This is a genomic window from Corynebacterium sp. Marseille-P8863, assembly GCF_946902955.1.
Taxonomy (GTDB): Bacteria; Actinomycetota; Actinomycetes; order Mycobacteriales; family Mycobacteriaceae; genus Corynebacterium; species Corynebacterium gottingense.
The window spans coordinates 1-22,423 of the sequence record NZ_CAMPQC010000007.1; the positions used below are offsets into that span (position 1 = coordinate 1).

Sequence of the window (22,423 nt, forward strand, 5' to 3'; positions counted from 1 at the left end):
CGTCAGATCGGGCGGCGCGTTTCCCTCGCCGCCCCGGCCGACGGTTGTAGCGGCCCGCGCGTCCTGCGGCGATCGCGCCCAGCTCCCGTTCGACGCGGCCGTACACATCGTCGCCCAAGCCGTCAGCGTCCTCATCGTCACTTTCGCCATCGCTTGGGTTTCTGGGGGCGTCGAGAAGCACTCCGCACCTGGTCGAGCACCTCGTCCGGGTTGGGCCAGCCGACCCAGCCCGCGAGGCGGCGTGCGTACTCCTGCTGCAGGACGGTGTCCTTGATGGAGGCAACGACGGGGACGGTGCGGCGCAGCGCCTGCACGCGGCCCTCGGCGGAGTCGAGCGAGTAGTCGGCGAGCAGGGATTCGATGACGAACTCGAACATGGGCACGCGCTTGGCCACCAGGTCGCGCAGCGCCACGTCGCCGCGGGCCAGGCGCAGGTCGCACGGGTCCATCCCGTCCGGCGCGACGGAGACGAAGGACTGCCCCGTGAACTGCTGGTTGCCCTCGAAGGCGCGCATGGCCGCCTTCTGGCCGGCCTCGTCGCCGTCGAAGGTGTAGATGAGCTCGCCGCGGAAGTAGCTGTCGTCCAGCATGTGGCGACGGATCGCGGAGAGGTGGTCCGCGCCGAACGCCGTGCCGCACGCCGCCACGGCGGTGGTCACGCCCGCCGCGTGCATGGCCATGACGTCCGTGTAGCCCTCCACGATCACGGTCTGGTGCCGCTCCGAGATGTCGCGCTTGGCCAGGTCCAGGCCGAACAGGACCTTCGATTTGTGGTACAGGAGCGTGTCCTGCGTGTTCATATACTTGCCCATCGGGTCGTCGTCGAAGAGCTTGCGGGCGCCGAAGCCGATGGTGTTGCCGGCGGCGTCCTTGATCGGCCAGATGAGGCGGCGGCGGAACTTGTCGATGGGTCCGCGGCGGCCCATGGAGGAAATGCCGGCGTCGATAAGCTCTTGCACCTCGAAGCCGCGGCGGAGCAGGTGCTTGGTCAGGGTGTCCCAGCCGTCGGGCGCGTAGCCGCACTCGAAGCGGTAGATGAGCTCCTTGTCAAAGCCGCGCTCGAGCAGGAATTTGCGGCCCGGCTCGGCCTCCGGGGTCTCGAGCTGCTCGCGGTAGAACTCGTGCGCCGCCTTGTTCGCGGCCAGGAGGCGCTGGCGGGTGCCGGGCTTCACGTCGCGCGCGCCCGTGGATCCGCCCTGGTAGTTGATGTGGTAGCCGATCGTGTCCGCGACCGCCTCGACGGCCTCGGGGAACGTGAGCTGCTCCAGCTCCATGAGGAAGTTGAAGACGTCGCCGCCCTTGCCGGTGGAAAAGCAGTGGTAGTAGCCGCGGGCGGGGCGGACGTGGAAGCTCGGCGTCTTCTCGTCCTTGAACGGGCTGAGTCCCTTCAGCGAGTCGTGGCCCGCCGGTTTGAGCTGGACGTACTCGCCGACGATGTCCTCGATCGCCGCGCGCTCGCGGATCGCCTCGATGTCGCTTTCCGGAATCCTGCCCCTTGCCATGCGCCCATACTATCCCGCGTCTTGTACGGAAAGGACGTGTGTGTCGGTACCGGGCTCGACGTGGCAGGTTACGACTCTGCAGGGATTCTTGTGCTGACGTTGTTTCGCCACCACGGCGACCGCACCGATAGCGCTCACAGCTCAATCAGATACAACAAACGGGAGAATAGTCGTGGAGTTGACGCTATTGCCGGTATACGTCATTCCGGATTAAGCATAAGTTTCCTAGGGCCGAACCACCCGAAGATGGCCGTGCAAACCTCTGCGATAAGAATGCCGATACCGGTCCTTAATTCCACGCACTGGAAGCCATCGTTGACCCCATACACGACTTCTGAGTGAAGCCTCAGGCTCTTCCCCCAGTTTGCCAAGGGACTACTGGCTCGGTTTGCACGCTCCGCATCACCGCCGACCAAGCTCGCATAGTTTGTTCATGGCTACATCGGTGGCATCACTCCACTGTGAATTATCAGCGGCGGCCGCGACGTCATTCTCCAGAAGTCAGGCCCGCGCGATGCGTCCACTCGCATTTTTCCACCACTGTCACTCACTTCAGCATTCGCTTTCCGCGTTACGAGCGATTCCTCTAAGCACGTTCACGGGCCAAAATCGACCGCCTGCCCATCACCGCGGAAGGCGCCTTCGCCGCCCGGAACAAAAAGCCTGTGACGTCCGTGAAAGCGCTTTCAAAAGTTTTCGGAGCATTTATTCATCCGTAACCGAGAGTTCACCAGTATCCACGAGTATTGCTCCATGAAAGCGCGTTCACACACGTCAAAGCGGTTCCTAAACCCAGTGAACCACTTTCTTGGTCCATTGTCTGTTCGCCTACGAAAGGCAAAATAGTGAAATTCCCGTCGATCTTTAAACCTGTGGCTGCATTGCTTACCGTCGCCGCAGTTGCACTTCCCCTCGCTGCCTGCAGCTCGTCTGATGGCGAATCGGGGGATGATCCGATCGTTATCTACTCAAACTCCACCTCCGACGGCCGAGGTGAGTGGCTCACCGATCAAGCTTCTGAGGCCGGATTCAACATCGAATTCGTCGACCTCGGCGGTGGCGATGTCCAGGACCGTCTCGTCGCGGAGAAAGCCAATCCGATTGCTGATGTAGTCTTCGGACTGAACAACGTCTACTTCGAAAACATCAAGGCCGAAGACGTGCTCGAGTCCTACACCCCGTCTTGGTCTGACAAGGTGGAAGCTGGCTTGGGAGACGATGACACATACTGGCCGATCGTCCGTGAGCCAATCATGCTGGTGTACAACGATGCGGCCTTCACCGAGGCGGATGCTCCGAAGGATTGGTCTGACCTTTGGGAGCAGGACCGCTTCCACGACCGCTACGAGGTAGCATCCGGCCTGGGCGGCGCTACGACTCAGATGGTCATCGCCGGCATCCTCTCCCGTTACCTGGATGAGAACGGCGATCTGGGGGTCTCCGACGAGGGCTGGAAGGCTATCGAGGCCTACTACAAGAATGGCCAGAAGTCCGTCAAGGGCACAGATCTCTACGCCCGCATGCAGAGCGGTGAAATTGATGCCGGCCAGATGTGGCTCGCGGGTAAGGCATCCCGTGAAAAGGAATACGGCATTAAGACCTCCGCGGTTCACCCTTCTACCGGTGTACCGATGGCAACACAGCACGTTGCGAAGGTCGCGGGAAGCGACAACCCGAAGGTGGAAGAATTCATCGACTGGTTTGGTTCCGCTGACGTTCAGGCCTCTTGGTCTCGAGAGTTCTTCACTGCGCCCGTCAATGAGGATGCACTGGCTGACGCTGATCAGACCGCGGTGGAAGAAACTGACTCATTCACAGCACAGGACATCGATTGGCAGATCGTCGCCGAAAACTTGTCGGCGTGGGTTGAAAAGATCGAGCTGCAGTATCTCTAGACCTCCGTCTTCTCTGTCCAAAGCCCCGTTTCCTAGCAGACGGGGTTCTTCCTTTTACAATTACGGAGACCTCCATGATCACTTTCGACCACGTAAAGGTCATTTACGACGACTTCGTCGCAATTCCTGATTTTGAATTGGATATTCGCGAAGGCGAGTTTTTTTCGTTGCTTGGTCCGTCCGGCTGTGGAAAGTCAACGGCGTTGCGTACCCTCGCAGGATTCATCTCTCCAAGCGCCGGAAAAATTCTTATCGACGGAAAGGACGTAACGTACGCCCATGCCTCCAAGCGCGGAATCGGCATGGTCTTCCAAAACTACGCGCTTTTCCCCTCAATGAATGTCCGCGAAAACATCGAGTTCGGGCTTAAGACGGCAAAGGTGCCTAAGGCAGAAATCGCTCAACGTGCCTCCGACGCAGCGAATCAAGTTTCGCTCACAAAAGATCAGTTAGGCAAGCAGGTGTCTGAGCTCTCCGGCGGACAGCAGCAGCGCGTCGCAATTGCTCGAGCTCTGGTGATGAAACCACGCATTTTACTTCTCGACGAGCCACTGTCGAATCTCGACGCTCGTCTGCGCAAACAGCTCAGGGTCCAGCTCAAGCAGATTCAGTCTGAGGTTGGTATTACGACGGTTTATGTCACGCACGACCAGGAAGAAGCGCTTTCGATGTCTGATCGGATTGCCGTGCTGAACGAAGGCCGAATCGAGCAGGTAGGTACGCCACACGAACTATACGAGCAATCCGAAACCGAATTCGTGTGCACATTTCTTGGTGAAGTCAACCGTCTTAGCGAACAGCAGATACGGGACTTGAATGACCAGGGTGCTGGTCTGTCACCAAAGCTCTCTCACTACGTTCGCCCCGAAAGTCTGCGAGTAGAACCGGCGGGATCGACCATGAACGGGAACCGACTTCTAGTTCCAGCGGTAATCACCCAAAAGCAATACTTCGGTGATCACTCAGTGATTGAGATAGATGCATTTGGCGCACCGCTACGAACCAGCGTCCGGGATGCCACGGTTGCAGGTATCGATGGAGAAAATCTCAATGTTTCCCTCGATCCAGCGGACATTCGAAGCTTCGACGCTGATAAACGACGAGTTGTCTCATAGTAGGAGCACACAATGAGCAAGAATTCTCTATCGATCCGCTCGATGTTCAAGTCACCACTCAATGTGGTGGTTATGGTCCTGATGGCCTACTTCGTCATCTCGTTCCTCATATGGCCGAACCTGTCTCTCTTGCTTACCGTATTCCGCCCAAACGGTGAGTGGAGTCTCGACGTTTTCCCAAAGCTTTTCGCTTCTGATCGTGCGATGAGGTCGCTCCTTAATTCAATTATCCTTGCATTCGCGCTTTCCTTGACAGTCAATATCGTTGGCATTTTCATCGTCTTGGTCACTCGATACTTCGACATAAGAGGGTCAAGAATCCTCTTCGCCGGATTTGCGACGCCCCTACTGTACGGCGGCGTAGTTCTCGTAGCCGCATACAAAATGATCTACGGACCCAACGGATTCATTACCAGCGGCGTAATGCAATTTTTCCCTGGAATGGACAGTCATTGGTTCCAAGGAGCGCTCGCGGTAATCCTCGTGATGACGTTTTCCGGCACTGGCAGTCACTTACTCTTTCTGACCGATTCGATTTCTAAGATCGACTACCAAACCATCGAAGCAGCAAAACAAATGGGTGCCTCGACCTTTCAGGTGTTCAGAGCTGTCGTTTTACCGGTCCTCCGTCCGATGGTGTTCGCCATCACGATTCTTACTTTCCTCGGCGGTTTGGGAGCGCTGACGGCCCCGTTGATCTTGGGGGGCGAGAACTTCCAAACTATTTCACCGATGATTCTGACCTTCTCCAGGTCCGTCGGCTCAAGAGACCTTGCCGCGACTCTCGCAATGTTCCTTGGGCTGATGACAATTGTGATGCTGGCAATCTTAAACCGCGTCGAAAAAGGCGGCACATATTTCTCCGTCTCCAAAGTGCCGGTAGCGCTTCAGAAGCAGAAGATCGATAACCCTGTCGTAAACGTTGTTGTCCACGTTCTGGCCTGGCTACTGTGGCTTATCTACGTCACTCCGCCTGTGCTGATCCTAATCTTCTCGTTTACCAATGCTTCTGCGATCAGCAATGGCCGTCTAACTCTGCAAGACTTCACACTCGATAACTACGCACGTATCTTTACTGATCCAAATGCGATCAAACCGTTTGTGGTCTCCATCGCGTACTCCGCTGTAGCATCCGTCGTAGTCGTGTTTGCGATGCTGTTTGTCGCACGAATCGTGCAAAGACATCGCAATACTTTCACAATTTGGTTGGAGTACTTGCTACACATCCCATGGCTTCTGCCAGGCACAATGATCGCTCTCGGATTACTTCTTACTTTCAGCAAGCCGCAACCGCTAGTTTTCGGAGCTGTGCTCTCTGGTACGCTTTCAATCCTTGCGATTGGTTACGTGATCGAAAAGATACCGTTCACTCTCCGCATGTTGAAGGCCTCATATACCGGTGTCCCGGACAATTTGGAGGAAGCTGCATCACTTCTTGGGGCGAGCGACTTCACTATTTTCCGAAAAATCCTGCTACCAATTGTGCTGCCTGTGGCTACTGCAATCACCGCTCGAAACTTCAACGCGCTTCTGGATAACTACGACACATCCATTTTTCTGGCGCACCCGTTCTATCAACCGTTAGGCATCTTCATCTATAACGCTACGGAATCAGACACACTCAATGACACCACAGCGCTGACTTTTGTCTACACAGTGCTGCTGATGATCATTTCTAGCCTCGTCCTCTACTTCGTTTACGGACGAAGCGACAAGTCGGCGCGCAAGTTCAAAGACCGACTTCGACGAGGAAATCTCCGACGGACCGCAACGACCAACGAAGTAAAGGAGTCTGCGACAGCATGACTTTCAACGCACTCGGAAAAAGCGATTACGCACACATCAACCAGCGGCTCTTGACGTCAGCAAACTCACGTTCACCTCTGGTTGCAGTCCACCGCGGACAGAATGCTGGCAGCATTGTTGAAAACACCGCACGCGCTGTTCGCGCTGCGGTAGTTTCCGGCGCAGACATCGTTGAAATTGATGTCATTCGGTCAACAGATGGCGAATTTTTCGTGTTCCATAATGGCTTCGAGCGCACATACTTCGGGTTGGACCGAGACATTCTTACTTTGTCCGCAGCAGAAATCGAAGCCCTCCAGTATGAGCAGTACGTAGCGGGCCGAGCAGAAAAATATGGCCTCGAGCAGCTCCAGACGATCCTTCGCTCCTTTCCAGACACGATTCTCAACCTCGACCGGTCCTGGAACTATTGGACGGACCTGTTGCCGTACATGGACCAGTTCGACTGCGCTGATCGGGTCTTTTTCAAATCTCCCGTTTCTATTAAGCACCTCGACGTGCTCGCAGACCATACGGTGAAGTACCCCTACATGCCGATTGTGAAGACTATGGATGAGCTGAAGGAAGTCCTTCGACTTCGCAACATCAATACGGTCGCTGTTGAGCTGGTTGCCGAGAATATGGATTGTGATCTGGCTTCACCTGAAGTAGTGGAGTTACTGCACAGCCACAACTTGCTTGTCTATCTCAATGCTCTGAATCTCCCTAACAGGGTTCCGCTCTTTGTCGGCTGGGATGATGAAGTTTCAGTGTTGGACGATCCGGAAAAGGGCTGGGGCCGGCTAATTGATCACGGAGCGGACATCGTGCAAACCGACTGGCCGATGCTGCTGAACCGTTTCATGTCGAACCGAACTGGAAGCATGTAGGTTATGGAAACAGGTGTCGCTATAATTAGCACTGATCAGAACTCGCAATAGCTCCCACAACGCAGATGAACTCCCCTCGTTACCGTACTGTCCGTGTCACAATGGATGATGTAGCTCGCGCAGCGGGAGTTTCTCGTGCGACCGTTTCCCGGGTAATGAAGGGAAACTCCTCTGTCAGCGAGGACACAATTGCTCGTGTAAACGAAGCAATCTCAACCCTCGGCTACGTCCCCAATGCTGCAGCACAATCACTTGCGGGAAGAAGATCCGAAGTGCCAGTGGTTGGTCTCTTGTTGCGCAACCCCGCGAGCACATATTACGGCTACTTTTATTCGCAAATGCAAAAGCAGTCGGAAGAAAACGGATTCCAACTCATCGCGGCAGCACCCACCGTCCGTGGAAATTTCGCGGACGAAATGTCTGCGCTTGACCGTCTTGTTCGCCTAGGCGTAAATGGCATCTTTCTCGCTACAGGATCCATCCGCCCGTCAGACGTCGAGTCGCTCCTTGATACAGTCCCGATGATTTCTGTCGGACGGCCTGAGCTGCACGACGAAATTACTGCCATCTCTTACGACGAAGAAGCACATGGTCGGATTATGGCCGATCATGTGCTCAATTACGGGCATCAGTCTGTTTGCGTCGTAGACGTTTCCCCCACTATTTCTCCGTCTGAGGCACACCGATCGCAATCCATGATCCGCACTCTTAAACGATCTGGCGCCGACGTCACCGTTGTTGAAGCGAGCGAGGACACCACGCGCATGATTACTGTCCAGCGTGTATTGGAGCTAGTGCAATGCAAACGAGTGACTTGCGTTATGTTCCCTGTTGATTACCGGGCTCTCCAGTTCATTGATTACTGCAGCTTGGCCGGTCTGAAGATCCCGGAAGCAGTGAGTGTAACTGGAACAGATGGTGTTTTCACTCAATGGCAACATTTCGGGTTAGCAACTCTGCGGTTGCCTGTGGAAGGAGTTGCTGCACGTGCCGCCCATATAATGGGGTCGCGATTAGAAAACCCAAGGCAAGCAGTTATCCACGAAACGCTTTTAGGATCCTTTGTTCCAGGGCGGACGCTAGCTACAGCACACCAGTTCCCGGAACAATCCCTATAATTCCGGTTCAATGTCAACGGCTACGTTCAACGTCGGGCACAGGGTCCCAGGTTAACGAGCAGAATGCCTACCCCTCCTATGCTGGAAAGCAAAGTCCCAAACGTTGTGGTAGAACCGACCGGCTGCCACCTCAAGTGGTTCCCATGCGATTTTCCCCCTCAGCGACAACTTGTTGAATCGAGGCAATGCGCAGGCTCAATCTTTTAGATTTCGAGCAGTTCTCGGGCCTGGTCGACAATGTTATTCAAAATTGCAGAAACCCCACCGATAATCGCGAGGACAATTGCGATTGCTCCGAAGACAGCGCCTCCAGCGAAGATACCTACGTTTTTGCTAGTATCCGCCGATCCCTTAGATTCGTGGCTCGTATTTGAGGCCGGCGTAGCAGTCACCGTGGTAGTTTTTGGCTCATTATCTCCGGTAGTGGCCGGAATACTGGTTGTGGCCTGCACGGAGGTAACTGCAGTTTCTGCACTTGGGGCGGATGCAGTAGCGATCGTCGTCAAGGTCTCCTGTGCTTGCGAACCCGCGGGGACCGGATCTGCCTGCACCCAATCCACAGACATGTAATCAGGATGGCTGAAGCTAAACGTGATGCGATTTGTTCCGCGCTGCAGCTGAAATTGCCCAAGGTTAATCACGCTAAAGTTCCGGTTGTGAGTGGTGTTCGGGGCCGGAACAGCGCCCTTCTGACCGTCTTCGGTCTCTACTGTTACGACGCCCCCTGGCTCGGTATCTGAAGATTGACGCATGGACAACTCATACACCCCATCGGTCGGAACATCGAAGTCTAACGCCCAGAACTCACCATCCCTGATGTATTGAATAATCTTTGCTCCGTCAAGGTTGCAGGCATCAACCGGGCTTTCTGGGTGTATAACTGGTGCCGAGCACTCATTCTTCGAGTCAGCATCCGAATACAAAGCGGGGTCATTCACATAGTCTTCGGCCTGAACCCTAATTGAATCGGGGCGGAGTCCGCTCTTAGTTACGTCCGCTCCGTTACGCCAAGCCGAAATCGCTTTCACGTTGTCAGTCTGAATCACGTCCGCTCCCCGCGACAGGTGGTACCCCCAGCCTGTTGAGGGATCTAGCAGTGAGGCTTCATCGGTATGTCCACCAGAGATCGAGTTCCACATTGAATCCGCAAACACCGCAGTCTTTGCATCTACTTTCTCCCAAAACTCATCGGTTCCCTGAAAGTCTTCCGGCGAACTCCACGGGATCTCAATCATGTCGGGTGTGTACTCGCCGAACTGCTCGAACTGGTCTTCCATGTCATCGCCGATGATGTGCATATAGAAGGCTTCGGGATGCTTTTTCATGAAGGCAACGGCGTCGGGCACGTTGGGAGAGCCTTGAAACAGCCCGTAGTCGAGCATGTCTCGCGCAGATAGTTCTTCGTACATCTGCTCACGGTAGTCCCAACCCTTGTCTAGGTCGATGAGCACATTTTCACCTTTAACCGCGTCGAGTAATTCATCAAGGGTCGGAACCTCGTACGAGGTGATCGCCGAGGGTCCGTTGCCAAGAGACTGTCGTAATCGTAGCTGTTTGATCTGCTCAAGAGTTAAGTCTGCTACTTCCCCCGTTCCATTTGTCGTTCTATCGACCGTCGGATCATGCATCAAAACGAGATGCCCGTCGGCAGTCCTCCGAATGTCGGTTTCAAGAATGTTTGCTCCGTCTCGAATCGCTGCTAAAAATCCGGGGATCGAGTTTTCCGGAAAATCCCTCCACTGGCCCCGGTGGGCCGCAATCCAGGGGGTTGGCGCATCACCCAAGGGAAGGCGCAATTCGGAAACCGATTCGATTGAGTGAGTAGGTGACGTCTCCACCGCATCTGCTGAAACCGTCATGGAGGCGAGCTGGGCAATTGCCGTAAAAATTGCCACTTGACGTGCAAAAATGCTGACTTTCTTCACATTAGAATAAGACCACCGGTTAGGAGTTTTCGCAATGGTTTCAGGCAGCCATTGATAAGTGCATATACTGGCGTTTTAACCGTCAGACAAGGCGTCGGTCATGAAAGATTCCAAATAAATTTACTCCAAATTATTCTGGTGCTAGACGCCGTTGCCAAAGTCACGGGTATCTGCCTCTCAGATGTCGCTTTCCGGAATCCTGCCCCTTGCCATGCGCCCAATCGTAGTGTGCGACAATGCGTGGCGTGAAAAAGCTTGTCGTCGCACTCGCGGGCGTGCTCAGCGCATGCTCGCTTATCGACGCCCCCGCGTCCCCCACCATCCCAACCTGCGAAAACCTCCCGCAAGAGGCCCGCGAGACGATCTCGCTCGTGCAGCGTGGTGGGCCGTTCCCCTACCCCGACAACGACAACGCCCGCTTTGGCAACTACGAGGGCGTACTCCCCGACGAGGACTTGAACTTCTACCGCGAGTTCACCGTGGACACGCCGGGCGTGTCGCACCGCGGCGCGCGGCGCATCATCACCGGAAGCCGCGACAACGACGGCGGCGCCGGCGACGAGACCCCCGAGGTGTGGTACTACACCGCCGACCACTACGAGAGCTTCTGCGAGGTTCAAGATGTATAGGACAGGACACGGACGGAACCGGAACCCGGTGCTGCTCACCGCGCCGGTGCACACGGTCGCGGACGTCGCCGGGGCGATCTCCGTCGCGGTGTTCGGGCCCGAGCGCCCGGCGCCGCGCAATCTCGACGGCCTCGCCGACCTGCTGCGCGAGGCCCGCTCGGCGCGCGTGGTCGCCTGCGACTGGCACCTGCCGGCGGATGAGACGCGCAAGGTCGCCGCCGTCTTCCGCGACAACCGCGTCGAGCTGGTGCGCTAACTAGACCTGGATATTCGCGAGGTCCGAAAGGTCCGGGAACTCCGGCAGCGCGAGCCCGAACTGCGGGCCGACCGTAGCGAGCACCGCGAGCGACACACCGAGCGCCGCGAGCAGGGAGAACACCACCACGCCTGCGGTCGCGCCTGCCGACGACGCCTCGCCCCGGTGCGGCTGCGAGCTGCCCGGCGCGGGCGCGCTCTGCACGGGATCCGCGGTGGGCAGGTCGACGTTAGCCAGCTTCGCGCTACCGGCAAGCAGGTTGTGGCAGCGCAGCTCCGCCTGCTCGAGCGCCTGGTGGTAGGCCAGGCGGTCGTTGAAGTACTTGCCGGTGGCGTCGTTTTGCAGCACGTACGCCAGCGAATCCGCCTTGTCCTTGGCCAGCCCGGGGAACGCGGCCTGCAGCTGCTGCGTCAGCGAGCGCCCGTTTTCGCGGTCCCCCGCAGTGGTGGTGGCCGTGGTATCGGCGACGTTGACGGCGCCCAGGCCCGCGACCGCCTCGGCGGTCGGGCCGAACGGGACGTCGGCGGCGGACTCGGACCCGCGCACCTCCAGGTAGTGCTCCGCCAGGCTGCGGGGCATGACCTTCTGCAGGAGGTCGATGTCGTTGTAGGCGCTAGCCTCGGGGTAGACGTCCTCGATGGCGCGGACCCACGTGCCGGCGATCCGCTTGCCGCCCAGGTCCTTTTCCTCGCTCTTGAAGGAGTCGGCGTAGGCGCGCTCGGCGGCGGTCATCGTGAGCGTGCAGGACGCCTCGCCCTTGGGCGCGAGCTCCGCGGCCGTGGCGTGCGGGGCGAGAAGGGCTGCGGCGGCGAGGGCCGCGGCGGAGGAGGCGGGGAGGTATGAAGTGCGCATGGTGCGTGTCCTTTCTGTGAGCCGTCTACTTGTTGTATCGGGAGTTGCGGTAGGAGCGTAACGGTGGCTGTGGCCAAGTTGCATATTCCAGGGACGGTTTTAAGGTGTGAGATATTACATTTGTATCTCTCAAAGGAGTCACGCATGCGTAGTCGTACCGTCATCGCGTTAGGGGTCTCAGCCTCGATCGCGCTCTCGCCAGTCACAGCCACTGCAAACCCGAGTGCTGCGGTTCCGGTCACGGTCGGCCAGAACGGCACTTCGCTTCACGTAGGCGATGTAACGGTGCCGGTTACGGCGGCTGTCGCCGCCGTTGCCGGTATCGGCGTGCTCATAGGCGGCGCGCTCACTGTAGCCATTCAGGTGCTTCTGGCCGCAGGGGCAGAGAAGAACGAAGAGGGAGTGTCATCCAGCGATCTCCCAAGTGCAGAGTACGTCAGTCGTTTTGACTTCAGTGCGACTGAGCATGACCCCGCGATCGGCGGGCTCAGCGGCATGGATCAGCTCGAGGATGGGCGATACATCGCAATTTCCGATGACAAGCATGAACACGGCCCTATCCGCGCATACATCTTCACTACTCAGGATCATCGCAGGTTCGCGCATGAAGGTGAGGTGCGCCTCACGCTTCCTGACGGCTCCGACTACACCGAATTCATCGACGCGGAAGAGATTCGCCAGCTGCCCAATGGCAACTTGTTGTGGACCACCGAGGGAGACGCGCGCGAGGGACAGGTCGCTCCACCGCAACTGATTGAGTCGACCGCTGCTGGTCGCGAAGTCCGCCGAATCAATCCACCCGCATACCACTTCCCCGATGGACACGACACGAAGGGCATCCACCACAACAACGGACCGGAAGCAATGACATTGGCGGATGGTGGTACAACCGCGCTGACAATCAATGAGAATGCGCTCGCGCAAGACGGGACCAGCAACGATCCGAAGCACAGCTCAGTCAATCGCATCACCGAATATAACCTGGCCAACGGAAACGCCACTCACGAGTACGCGGTACGCGCGAACCCCGGTCGCGGAATCACATCCGTGCTCGAGGCAGAAGACGGGTCGCTCTATGTCCTTGAGCGCGGGTTCTACCCTGAGCTGGGAAAAAGCGGCGAAGTCCGCGGAGAGATTTACCGACTCACACTCAGCGGCGCGGACGATGTTCTCGGCAAGGACACGCTCGACGGGACTGAGCAGCTCGCAACTAAAGAATTGGTGTACGACTTCGCCGACAACCCACCGCAGCCCGACAACGTCGAGGCACTTTCATGGGGGCCAATGCTGGATGACGGCCGCCGTACCCTCCACATTGCTGTCGACGACAATTTCAGCGACACACAGTCAACACTATTTCACACAGTTCTTGTGCCGTAAGGGGGCGGGGGAGCGTCGATAAGCAACGCCCCCCCACTTTGCACCACGCCGTGTGATGTGTGGCATACTTCTCACAGTTGTGACACGAACCACGGAAAGAAAGCTGGCGTATGAACTCGTTACTCCTTGTCATCATCGGACTCGCCATGATGGTGGCCGGCTACCTGCTGTATTCCAGGTTCCTCGGCCGCAGCGTGTTCAAGCTGTCGGACGCGTTCCGCACGCCGGCGCACACCATGGAAGACGGTGTGGACTACGTGCCCACGAACAAGTACGTCCTGTGGGGCCACCACTTCACCTCCGTGGCGGGCGCGGCGCCGATCATCGGGCCGGCCGTCGCCGTGATCTGGGGCTGGCTGCCGGCGTTTCTGTGGGTCACGCTCGGCACCGTGTTCTTTGCGGGGATGCATGACTTGGGGGCGCTGTGGGCGTCGCAAAGGCACAAGGGCCAGTCGATTGGCACGCTGTCCGGGCGCTACATCGGCGCGCGCGGGCGCAACCTCTTCCTCGTGGTCATTTTCCTGCTGCTGCTCATGGTGAACACCGCGTTCGCCGTGGTGATTTCGAACCTGCTCATCGCCACGCCGTCGGCGGTCATCCCCACGTGGGGCGCGATTATCGTCGCCGTCCTGATCGGCCAGGCGATTTACCGCCTCAAGTGGAACCTGCCGCTGGTCTCGCTGGTCGGCGTGGCCGCGCTCTACGCGCTCATCGTGCTCGGCGACCGCTTCCCCGTCGCCCTGCCCGAAACCGTCATGGGCATCCCGGACCGAGGCGTGTGGATCATCCTGCTGTTTGTCTACGCCTTCATCGCCTCGCTGCTGCCGGTGTGGGTCCTGCTGCAGCCGCGCGACTACATCAACGGCCTGCAGCTGTTCGTCGGCCTTATCATCCTGTACGGCTCGTTCTTCATCGTCCGCCCGGAGATCGTCGCGCCGACGCTCAATGACGCCGTCCCCGCCGGCACCCCGAGCATCTTCCCGCTCCTGTTCGTCACCATCGCGTGCGGCGCCGTCTCCGGCTTCCACGGCATCGTCGCCTCGGGCACGTCAGCCAAGCAGCTGGACAAGGAGACGGACGCGCGCTTCGTCGGCTACTTCGGCGCCGTCGGCGAGGGCCTGCTCTCCCTGGGCACCATCGTGGCCACCACCGCCGGATACAAGACGCTCGCCGACTGGGAAAGCGTGTACAACGAGTGGAACGCCGGCGGCGTCAACGCGTTCGTCGAGGGCGGCGGCGCGCTCATGAACGAGGGCCTCGGCATCCCGACGTCCCTGTCCGCCACCATCCTGGCCACAATGGCCGTCCTGTTCGCCGCTACCACCATGGACTCCGGCGTGCGACTGCAGCGCATGGTCGTCGGCGAGATCGCCGAGATCATGGGCGTGAAGCTCTCCGGCCTGGTCGCCACCATCATCGCCGTCGGCGCCGCACTGGGCCTGACGTTCTCCACCGGCATGGACGGCTCCGGCGGCATGATCATCTGGCCGCTGTTCGGCACCACCAACCAGCTCATGGCCGGCCTCACCCTGTCCGTCCTGGTAGTCATCCTGACCAAGCTGCGCCGCCCCACCCTGCCGCTGCTCATCCCGCTGGTGTTTGTCACCCTCATGTCGCTCTGGGCCGCCGTGCTGCAGCTGCGCACGCTCTTTGAGGCCGGCAACTGGCTGCTGCTGGGCATCGACGTCGTCATCATTGTTGCGGCCGTGTGGGTGGTGGTTGAGGCGGTGGCGTCGATTAGCAAGGCGCGCCGCGAGCCCGCGATGACCTGGGACGACGAGTATGCAACTGCTTAAGCGCCTCGGGGCGGGCCTCAGCGAGTTCTACCAGGCGCCGTACCGCCGCGAGTTCGCCCGCGCAGCCCGCGAGGAGGACGACCTGTTTACGCTGCTCGTGGCGTCGGAAACGCTCGGCATCCCCAATCCGGCCAGCTACTACACGCTCGAGTTGCTGCCGCTGCTGTACGACGACTTCCACGCCTGGCACACCCGCATGGGCATGGAACGCTCACCACTCGACGGGATCTCATGCTGCTAGACGCACCAGTCATGTTCTTCGGCGGCAAGGGCGGCGTGGGCAAAACCACCATCTCCGCCGCCACCGCCGTGCGCCTCGCCGCGCGCGGTCGCCGCGTCTTGCTCGTCTCCACCGACCCCGCCCACAACCTCGGCCACATCTGGGGCGCAATGCTTCACGACGCCCCCACCACCCTCGAACCACACCTCGACGCCATCGAGCTCGACCCGGCCGCCATCACGCAGCAGCACCTGCGCGCCGTCGGCGACTCCATGCGGGCGATGATGCCGGAGCGCCTCCACCGCGAAGTGGACCGGCACCTGGAAATGTCGCGCCACTCCCCCGGCATGCACGAGGCGGCGCTGCTCGAGCGCATCGCCGACCTGGTTGCTGGGTCCGAGTACGACCACCTCATCTTCGACACCGCGCCCTCCGGCCACACCTCCCGGCTCGTGGCGCTGCCGGAGCTCATGGCCGCCTACACCGACGGGCTGCTCGAGCGGCGCGACAAGTCGGACAAGTTCAGCGACCTCGTCCGCGGCATGGGCGGCTCGAGCAACGGCGGCTCGCCCGTCGACCGCCGCAACCAGCAGATCCGCGCCACGCTGCTCGCCCGTCGCCGCAAGTTCGAGCGCCTGCGCGCCGTGCTCACCGATCCCGCCGAGTGCGTCTTCCACATCGTGCTCACTGCCGAGCGCCTGCCCGTGATGGAGTCGATGGAGTTCTACGAGGAGCTCACCGCGAACGGGGTGCACGTGGGAAGCGCGATTGTGAACCGACGCACGCCGGATGAGGCGGGGGCGTTCCTGGAGGGGCGGCGGGGCGTGGAAGCGCAGGCGCTCGCGCTCTTGGACTTACCGGTGCCGGTGGTGGAGCTGCCGTGGCTCCCGGGCGAAATCGGCACGCGCGAGGTGCTCGGGCAGATCGCGGAGCGGCTCTAGGCGGAGCTACAGGAACCCGTCGAAGGCGGCCGCCTTGTCCGCCACGCGCTCCAGGCGCGACTCCGTCATCGACGCGATCTGGTCCACGATCACCCGCTCGCGCTCCAGGTCCGTGTCCGCGGCCTCGAACCAGGCGCGGAACACGGTGTCCAGCGTGCCGGGCGCGCCGGCGCGAAGATACTCGTGGACGCGGAAGATGCGCTCGCGCTGCCGGTCCTGGCGCGCGATGTGGGCGGGCAGATCCATCACGTAGAGGACGGCGACCGTCTTGAGCAGGCGGACCTCGGCCTCCGCGTCGGGCGGGACGACGAGGTCGCCGTGCGCCCGGCCGAGCCCCGTGGTGAGCTCCTGGTTCGCTGGACTCGCAAGCGTGGCCTCCGTGACCGCGCCGACGTAGCGCCCCACCAGCTGCGAGGTCAGGGACTTCAGCCCCGTCCAGGACCGCAGCGTGAAGTCAAAGTCCGCGGCCGCGGCGATGGCGGGCAGGGAGCGGAGGCGATCGGCGGCGTCGATGAGCTGGTCCGCCGTGCCGCCGAAGGCGTCCGCACCCTTTTGCGCCAGCGCGGCAAGCTCCACGAAGTCCCACAGGACCTGCAGGGAGACGCGGCCGGAGACGATGCCGTCCTCCACGTCGTGCACGGAGTAGGCGATGTCGTCAGAAAAATCCATCACCTGGGCTTCCATCGGCGGGCGGTCGTCGGTGTGCCCGGCGCGCGCCCAGGCGAGCACGTCCGCGTCCTCGTCGTAGGCCGAGTACTTGCGGTTGATCGTGCCGTCCGCGTTGGTGCGGGTGCGCGGGTACTTCACGGCGGCGTCGAGGGAGGCCCGGGTGAGGTTGAGTCCGTATGAGGTGGCGTCGATAAGCACTTTGGGCTCGAGGCGCGCGAGGATGCGCAGGGTCTGCGCGTTTCCCTCGAAGCCGCAGGGCGCGACGTCGTTGAGCGCGTTTTCCCCGTTGTGGCCATACGGCGGGTGGCCGATGTCGTGGGTCAGGCCGGCCATTTCGCACAGGTCGGGGTGCAGGCCGAGGCGGCTGCCGATCCCGCGCGCGATCTGCGCGACCTCCAGCGAGTGCGTCAGGCGCGTGCGCGGGGTGTCGCCGTCGCGGGGGCCGACCACCTGCGTCTTATCCGCAAGCCGGCGCAGCGCGGCGGAGTGCAGCACGCGGGCCCGGTCGCGCGCGAAGGCGTCGCGCGTGTCCTGCTCGGGCGCGATCTGCGCCTGCTTCGGGGCCTCCGGCGCGCGGCGGGCGAAATCCTCAGTTGTATAGGTGTACACGCCCCAAGCGTAAAGGCTGCAGCGCGCGTTCCCCGGTTGCGACTACCCTAGTTGGCATGAATTCGCGCTATCTACGCATCGTGGCAACCGCGCCGCTCATCGCCGGGGCATTGCTTATCGACGCCCCCATGACCGCCGCCCACGCCACCCCGCCAACCCCCGACGCACCGCCCGTCCTCGCGCAGGCCGTGGACACCGCGACGGCGCCGGGCAAGCTCGCGCAGCCCGTCACGGACGAGGCGGGTGTGCTCTCCGAGGCAGAGCTGGCCAGCGTCAAGGACGCCGTGTCGAAGGTGAGCCAGGAGAAGCACCTCTCGCTGCGCGTGGTGTACACGAGCTCGCTGGGCAACCTGACCGGCCCGCAGTGGGCGGAGCAGGCCGCCGCCGCGAACGGCCCGAACACCGCCGTGCTGGTCGTCGCACCCGACGAGCGCGACTACGGCGTCTTCGGCGGCAACGACTGGGCGCAGAAGGACATCGACGCGATGGACGCGGCCGCCTACGAGAAGCTGTCCGCCGAGGACTGGGCGGGCGCCGGCACCGCTGCGGCTGAGGCCGCAATCAGCGGCAAGGGCGGTTCCGGGAGCGGCGGTTCCGATGGCGGCTCGGGCGCCGGCTGGGCCGCGGGCGGCGTCGGCGTGCTCGCACTCGCCGGCGGCGGCGCCTACGTAGCGTCGCGCCGCAACACCAAGAAGCAGAACGCGAAGCAACTCGAGTCCGCCAAGGCGCTCACGCCCGGCGACACCGATTCGCTCGGCCGCCTGCCCACGCCGACGCTCGAGCAGGTGGCGCGCGACGCCCTCGTCGCCGCCGACGAGTCGATCACACAGGGCAAGGAGGAGCTGCAGGTGGCGTCCGCGGAGTTCGGCGCCGAGCGCGTGCGCCCGTTCACCTCGGCGATGAACCAGGCGACCTCCACGCTGCAGCGCGCGTTCCACACCCACCAGAAGCTCTACGACGCCATCCCGGAGACCGAGCCGGAAAAGCGCGCCATGCTCATTGACATCATCTCCAGCTGCGGCAAGGCCGAGGAGGCGCTCAAGGCGAAGACGGATGAGTTCAACGCCATGCGCGGCACGCTCATGCGCGCCGACGAAGAGGTGAACGCGCTTCGCGCCCGCACCATCGACATCCGCGCGCGCATCGAGCCGGCGAAAGCGACGCTGGAGGAACTGCGCAGCCGCCACAACGCGGGGATGCTGCACTCGATCGATGAAAACGTCGACGTCGCCGAGTCCTCGCTCGCGGAAGCCGAGCAGCAGCTCGGCGAGGCCAGCGCGCTCGCCGCGAAGCCCGCGGGCCAGCAGGGCGCGCTTATCGACGTCCTCGCCACCGCCACCCAAGCCGTCAAGGTCGCCGACACCAACCTCGCTGCCATCGAGCACGCCGAGGACAACCTGGCCAAGGCGCAGCACAACCTGCCCGCGCTGATCAAGGAGATCGAGGGCGAGCTGCGCGAAATCGACCAGGTTAAAGGCTCCACGCAGCAGGGCGCGCGTATCGACGTCGCATCCCTGGACGCCATCGCCGCGCAGGCCCGCGAGGCCCTGTCACAGATGGGCGACCGCGCTGAGACCGACCCGCTCGCCCTCTACACCGAGCTGACGGACCTGGATGGGCGCATCGACGCCGAGCTGGACCGCGCCAAGGGTGTTGCCAACGACCAGTCCCGCGCCCTCCAGCTGTTTACCCAGCAAATGCAGGTGGCCACGACCCAGATCCAGTCGGCCGAAGACCTCATCCGCTCCCGCGGCCGCATCATCGGCTCGCACCCACGCTCCCTGCTCGCCGAGTCCCAGCGCCAGTACGCCGAGGCACACCAGCGGCGGACCAGCGACACCCGCGGCGCGATCGACTTCGCCCGCGCCGCCACGGACACCGCGCGGCGCGCCTACCAGGCGGCCAAGGACGACGTGGACCACTACCGCTCCCAGCAGAACCGCCAGACCGCCGGCGACATCGCGCGCGCAGCCATGTGGGGCGCGATTCTCAGCGGCGGCTTTGGCGGCGGTGGCGGTGGCGGCGGCTTCTCCGGCGGTGGCGGTGGCGGCAACATTAGCCGCGGCGGCACGTTCTAGCAGCACAGACAGGTGTCCCGTTGCTAGAACGGCCGGGGTTCCGTAGTGTCTGAATCACAGCTGCGATACATTAGATCCACATAAGCTTTGGTTGGCAAACATCAGCCAGCCACCACGAGCGGAAGCGGGAGGTTTTCACGATGAGGGCGCTTATCACCAAGCAACTCACCCCTGAAGACCTCAACGAGCTCGACGCACTCCGCCGCTGCTCCAGTTCGGCTGCGGCGCGCGAAACACTGGCGCAGCTCGTGTCGGCGTTGCGCAGGGGCGAGAGCATCTACGTCGGCTCGCCGGACGACGCCGAGTAGGGGTGGATTAGTAGCGGGTGCGGCGCACGGGGGCGTCGATAAGCGTCAAGCACCACGTCATGAACACGATGTCCAAGGTGATCTCCCGCGGGACGGTGACCGCGAGATCGCCGTTCGCGCGCGCGACGGTCAGCGCGACGATGTTCCCCTGGGCGTCAACGATCTCGCGACGCGGGCGCAGCCCAGTCCGGTTGAGCTCGTATGCGGCACCGTTGCAGTCCGCGGCGTAGCGCGCGACGGTGAACGACGTTTTGCGGACCGCGAACTGCTCGCCGTGCGCGCCCTCAGCGCGCAGGTCAGCCGGGTTTTCGCTGGTGAAGCGGAGGGTCGTGGCGCCGAAGCGCAGCGTGCCGTCCTCCACCGCAGCGAGGCGCGCGCCGCCCTCGGCGGGCGGGTCATCGTCCTCGCGGATCAGCAGGTTGTCGCGCCAAATCACAGCACGAACACTAGCACGGCAACAAGCGAGAAGAGCAGGAGCGTTGCGATCAGCACGTTGGAGGAGACGATCTTGCGCGCCTCCAAGATTTCGCGGGATACCCAGGCGAGCGCGGCGACGTCGAGAAGCGAAAGCTCGGTCTCGCCCTCGAACTCCAGGATGGCCTTGCGCACGCCGTTGTGATCGGAGGTGAACTGGGCGACCTTCGTGCCGGAGGCATCGTCGACGATCCAGTTCTTCGAGGTCTCCGCGACCATCTGGTAGGTGCGGCCCTCCACGTCGACGCGGATCTGCTTCGCGCGCTTCAGCGAATCGTGCGCGCGCACGAACTCGCTGCCGCCTCGCGACGCCACCGCACCCGACTCCGGCGACGCGAGCAGTTCCCACTGCTGCCCCGCCACGACGGCGCGGTCGTGCGTGAACTCGCCGAGCACTTCGGGGCCTGCCTCGGCGAGCAACTTCAGGTTGTCCCGATCCGAGCGGTCCCAGCTGACGTAGTGCATCGCGCTTATGCCCCGATCAGGCGGGCGGCGAGGTAGGCCTCGAGCTCGTCAATCTTCACGCGCTCCTGCTCCATCGTGTCGCGCTCGCGGACAGTGACCGCGTTGTCCTCGAGGGTGTCGAAGTCGTAGGTGACGCAGAACGGCGTACCGATCTCGTCCTGGCGGCGGTAGCGGCGGCCGATCGCGCCGGAGGTGTCAAAGTCGACATTCCAGTACTTGCGCAGCGTGTTCGACAGCTCGCGGGCGGGGACGGACAGCTCCTCCTTCTTGGACAGCGGCAGCACTGCCACCTTCACCGGAGCCAGGCGGCGGTCCAGGCGCAGAACGACGCGCTTGTCGGTGCCGCCCTTGGCGTTGGGCGCCTCTTCCTCGTCGTACGCGTCCACCAGGAAGGCCATCATGGAACGGCCCAGGCCGGCGGCCGGCTCGATGACGTAGGGGATCCAGCGTTCCTCGTTGGCCTGGTCGTAGTAGGACAGGTCCTCGCCGGAGCCCTTCGCGTGCACCGAGAGGTCGTAGTCCGTGCGGTTGGCCACGCCCTCCAGCTCACCCCACTTGGAGCCCTTGAAGCCGAAGGCGTACTCCACGTCCACGGTGCGCTTGGAGTAGTGCGACAGCTTCTCCTTCGGGTGCTCGTACAGGCGGAGGTTCTCCTCCTTGATGCCCAGGTCGACGTACCAGTTGTAGCGGTCATCAATCCAGTACTGCTGCCACTCTTCATCCTCGCCCGGCTTGACAAAGAACTCCATCTCCATCTGCTCGAACTCGCGGGTGCGGAAGATGAAATTGCCCGGGGTGATCTCGTTGCGGAAGGACTTGCCAATGTTGGCGATGCCGAACGGCGGCTTCATGCGCGACGAGGTCATCACGTTCTTGAAGTTGACGAAGATGCCCTGGGCGGTCTCGGGGCGCAGGTAGTGCAGGCCCTGCTCATCATCCACCGGGCCCAGGAAGGTTTTGAGCAGACCGGAGAACGCCTTCGGCTCGGTCCAGTCGCCGGGCTGGCCGGTCTCCGGGTCGTTGATGTCTGCCAGGCCGTTCTCCGGCTCGTGGCCGTGCTTCTCCTCGTACGCCTCGATGAGGTGATCGGCGCGATAGCGCTTGCCGGTATGGCGGGACTCCACCAGCGGGTCCGTGAAGACCTCGACGTGGCCGGAAGACACCCACACCTGGCGCGGCTGGATCACGGACGTGTCCACGCCCACGACGTCGTCGCGGGACTGCACCATGTGGCGCCACCACTGGCGCTTAATGTTTTCCTTCAGCTCTACGCCCAGCGGGCCGTAGTCCCATGCCGAGCGCGTACCGCCGTAAATCTCGCCCGCGGGGAACACGAGTCCACGGCGTTTGCAGAGGTTGACAACGGTATCGATCTTGCTGGCGGGCACGGATAGCCTCCTGTAATCCGGTTTCGGGTAACGGTGCTAGTGTAGCCCAGCGCACGCCCGGCGTATGCGCATGGGGCGCGCACCGCGCGAATGCCCCACGCCCGCTCAAGCCCTTGGGCAAGAAACTG

General features: G+C 61.6%; 19 protein-coding genes and 1 pseudogene. 13 read left to right on the plus strand and 7 right to left on the minus strand.

All coding sequences use genetic code 11. The annotated features are described in order from the left end of the window. Positions 1-149 precede the first annotated feature (149 nt). A pseudogene (dnaG, locus tag OVO38_RS06435) lies at positions 150-1,502 on the minus strand (DNA primase); the annotation flags it as partial. An 845-nt stretch (positions 1,503-2,347) separates the two neighbouring features. Here dnaG and OVO38_RS06440 point away from each other — a divergent pair. The 5 genes from OVO38_RS06440 (at position 2,348) to OVO38_RS06460 (ending at position 8,305) form a co-directional block, all read left to right on the plus strand. After that, positions 2,348-3,397, plus strand: coding sequence for an extracellular solute-binding protein (locus OVO38_RS06440; RefSeq protein WP_205691103.1), 1,050 nt, complete (start codon positions 2,348-2,350; stop codon positions 3,395-3,397). 74 nt (positions 3,398-3,471) lie between these two features. After that, positions 3,472-4,512: an ABC transporter ATP-binding protein gene (locus OVO38_RS06445; protein ID WP_095535461.1), complete on the plus strand. Its 1,041-nt coding sequence runs from the start codon at positions 3,472-3,474 to the stop codon at positions 4,510-4,512. 12 nt (positions 4,513-4,524) lie between these two features. Beyond that, on the plus strand, positions 4,525-6,318 hold the full coding sequence (locus tag OVO38_RS06450; RefSeq protein ID WP_095535460.1) for an ABC transporter permease: 1,794 nt from the start codon (positions 4,525-4,527) through the stop codon (positions 6,316-6,318). Then, positions 6,315-7,187, plus strand: coding sequence for a glycerophosphodiester phosphodiesterase family protein (locus tag OVO38_RS06455; RefSeq protein WP_095535459.1), 873 nt, complete (start codon positions 6,315-6,317; stop codon positions 7,185-7,187). Before OVO38_RS06450 ends, OVO38_RS06455 begins: the two co-directional genes overlap by 4 nt. 101 nt (positions 7,188-7,288) lie before the next feature. Beyond that, positions 7,289-8,305: a LacI family DNA-binding transcriptional regulator gene (locus OVO38_RS06460; RefSeq protein WP_165765482.1), complete on the plus strand. Its 1,017-nt coding sequence runs from the start codon at positions 7,289-7,291 to the stop codon at positions 8,303-8,305. 203 nt (positions 8,306-8,508) lie between these two features. On the opposite strand, the gene OVO38_RS06465 is transcribed toward OVO38_RS06460, so the two are convergent. Next, a complete protein-coding gene (locus OVO38_RS06465; RefSeq protein ID WP_133064725.1) occupies positions 8,509-10,230 on the minus strand; it encodes a glycerophosphodiester phosphodiesterase family protein in 1,722 nt (573 codons plus the stop codon). Positions 10,231-10,466: 236 nt separating this feature from the next. On the opposite strand from OVO38_RS06465, the gene OVO38_RS06470 reads away from it, so the two are divergent. Beyond that, positions 10,467-10,859 (plus strand): ribonuclease domain-containing protein, encoded by a 393-nt coding sequence (locus tag OVO38_RS06470; protein WP_095535456.1) that lies wholly within the window; start codon positions 10,467-10,469, stop codon positions 10,857-10,859. After that, positions 10,852-11,115, plus strand: a complete 264-nt coding sequence (locus OVO38_RS06475; RefSeq protein ID WP_267208029.1) for a hypothetical protein — start codon at positions 10,852-10,854, stop codon at positions 11,113-11,115. Before OVO38_RS06470 ends, OVO38_RS06475 begins: the two co-directional genes overlap by 8 nt. On the opposite strand, the gene OVO38_RS06480 is transcribed toward OVO38_RS06475, so the two are convergent. Beyond that, positions 11,116-11,967 carry a hypothetical protein gene (locus tag OVO38_RS06480; RefSeq protein ID WP_095535454.1) on the minus strand — a complete coding sequence of 284 codons (852 nt, stop codon included), beginning with the start codon at positions 11,965-11,967 and terminating at the stop codon, positions 11,116-11,118. A gap of 144 nt (positions 11,968-12,111) precedes the next feature. Between OVO38_RS06480 and OVO38_RS06485 the strand changes: the two genes are divergently transcribed. The 4 genes from OVO38_RS06485 to OVO38_RS06500 all read left to right on the plus strand — a co-directional run bounded on the left by OVO38_RS06485 (position 12,112) and on the right by OVO38_RS06500 (position 16,304). Then, positions 12,112-13,347, plus strand: a complete 1,236-nt coding sequence (locus tag OVO38_RS06485) for an esterase-like activity of phytase family protein (protein WP_267208030.1) — start codon at positions 12,112-12,114, stop codon at positions 13,345-13,347. Positions 13,348-13,457: 110 nt separating this feature from the next. Continuing rightward, positions 13,458-15,143 carry a carbon starvation protein A gene (locus tag OVO38_RS06490; RefSeq protein WP_122085152.1) on the plus strand — a complete coding sequence of 562 codons (1,686 nt, stop codon included), beginning with the start codon at positions 13,458-13,460 and terminating at the stop codon, positions 15,141-15,143. Further along, positions 15,130-15,384 (plus strand): cory-CC-star protein, encoded by a 255-nt coding sequence (locus tag OVO38_RS06495; RefSeq protein ID WP_095275508.1) that lies wholly within the window; start codon positions 15,130-15,132, stop codon positions 15,382-15,384. The genes OVO38_RS06490 and OVO38_RS06495 overlap by 14 nt, the downstream gene beginning before the upstream one ends. Beyond that, positions 15,375-16,304, plus strand: coding sequence for an ArsA family ATPase (locus OVO38_RS06500; RefSeq protein WP_267208032.1), 930 nt, complete (start codon positions 15,375-15,377; stop codon positions 16,302-16,304). The genes OVO38_RS06495 and OVO38_RS06500 overlap by 10 nt, the downstream gene beginning before the upstream one ends. Positions 16,305-16,310: 6 nt before the next feature. On the opposite strand, the gene OVO38_RS06505 is transcribed toward OVO38_RS06500, so the two are convergent. Then, on the minus strand, positions 16,311-17,582 hold the full coding sequence (locus OVO38_RS06505) for a deoxyguanosinetriphosphate triphosphohydrolase (RefSeq protein WP_267208033.1): 1,272 nt from the start codon (positions 17,580-17,582) through the stop codon (positions 16,311-16,313). A gap of 56 nt (positions 17,583-17,638) precedes the next feature. Here OVO38_RS06505 and OVO38_RS06510 point away from each other — a divergent pair, with 56 nt between their 5' ends. Together OVO38_RS06510 and OVO38_RS06515 are read left to right on the plus strand one after the other, a co-directional pair. Further along, complete coding sequence (locus OVO38_RS06510) at positions 17,639-19,660, plus strand: TPM domain-containing protein (RefSeq protein ID WP_267208034.1); 2,022 nt, start codon at positions 17,639-17,641, stop codon at positions 19,658-19,660. Positions 19,661-19,800: 140 nt separating this feature from the next. Beyond that, positions 19,801-19,968 (plus strand): hypothetical protein, encoded by a 168-nt coding sequence (locus tag OVO38_RS06515; protein ID WP_158221617.1) that lies wholly within the window; start codon positions 19,801-19,803, stop codon positions 19,966-19,968. Between the two features lie 7 nt (positions 19,969-19,975). On the opposite strand, the gene OVO38_RS06520 is transcribed toward OVO38_RS06515, so the two are convergent. Genes OVO38_RS06520 through OVO38_RS06530 form a run of 3 tightly spaced genes read right to left on the minus strand, consistent with a single transcriptional unit; the run spans position 19,976 to position 22,295 of the window. Beyond that, positions 19,976-20,404 (minus strand): hypothetical protein, encoded by a 429-nt coding sequence (locus OVO38_RS06520; RefSeq protein WP_267208035.1) that lies wholly within the window; start codon positions 20,402-20,404, stop codon positions 19,976-19,978. After that, complete coding sequence (locus tag OVO38_RS06525) at positions 20,401-20,907, minus strand: hypothetical protein (protein ID WP_095275504.1); 507 nt, start codon at positions 20,905-20,907, stop codon at positions 20,401-20,403. Before OVO38_RS06525 ends, OVO38_RS06520 begins: the two co-directional genes overlap by 4 nt. 5 nt (positions 20,908-20,912) lie before the next feature. Beyond that, positions 20,913-22,295: a glycine--tRNA ligase gene (locus tag OVO38_RS06530; RefSeq protein WP_267208036.1), complete on the minus strand. Its 1,383-nt coding sequence runs from the start codon at positions 22,293-22,295 to the stop codon at positions 20,913-20,915. Positions 22,296-22,423: the final 128 nt, after the last annotated feature.

Coding starts and splice junctions, on each gene's coding strand:
- OVO38_RS06445 (WP_095535461.1), top strand. CDS start 3,472: ATGATCACTTTCGACCACGTAAAGGTCATTTACGACGACTTCGTCGCA.
- OVO38_RS06450 (WP_095535460.1), top strand. CDS start 4,525: ATGAGCAAGAATTCTCTATCGATCCGCTCGATGTTCAAGTCACCACTC.
- OVO38_RS06455 (WP_095535459.1), top strand. CDS start 6,315: ATGACTTTCAACGCACTCGGAAAAAGCGATTACGCACACATCAACCAG.
- OVO38_RS06460 (WP_165765482.1), top strand. CDS start 7,289: ATGGATGATGTAGCTCGCGCAGCGGGAGTTTCTCGTGCGACCGTTTCC.
- OVO38_RS06470 (WP_095535456.1), top strand. CDS start 10,467: ATGCGTGGCGTGAAAAAGCTTGTCGTCGCACTCGCGGGCGTGCTCAGC.
- OVO38_RS06475 (WP_267208029.1), top strand. CDS start 10,852: ATGTATAGGACAGGACACGGACGGAACCGGAACCCGGTGCTGCTCACC.
- OVO38_RS06480 (WP_095535454.1), bottom strand. CDS start 11,967: ATGCGCACTTCATACCTCCCCGCCTCCTCCGCCGCGGCCCTCGCCGCC.
- OVO38_RS06485 (WP_267208030.1), top strand. CDS start 12,112: ATGCGTAGTCGTACCGTCATCGCGTTAGGGGTCTCAGCCTCGATCGCG.
- OVO38_RS06490 (WP_122085152.1), top strand. CDS start 13,458: ATGAACTCGTTACTCCTTGTCATCATCGGACTCGCCATGATGGTGGCC.
- OVO38_RS06495 (WP_095275508.1), top strand. CDS start 15,130: ATGCAACTGCTTAAGCGCCTCGGGGCGGGCCTCAGCGAGTTCTACCAG.
- OVO38_RS06500 (WP_267208032.1), top strand. CDS start 15,375: ATGCTGCTAGACGCACCAGTCATGTTCTTCGGCGGCAAGGGCGGCGTG.
- OVO38_RS06510 (WP_267208034.1), top strand. CDS start 17,639: ATGAATTCGCGCTATCTACGCATCGTGGCAACCGCGCCGCTCATCGCC.
- OVO38_RS06515 (WP_158221617.1), top strand. CDS start 19,801: ATGAGGGCGCTTATCACCAAGCAACTCACCCCTGAAGACCTCAACGAG.
- OVO38_RS06525 (WP_095275504.1), bottom strand. CDS start 20,907: ATGCACTACGTCAGCTGGGACCGCTCGGATCGGGACAACCTGAAGTTG.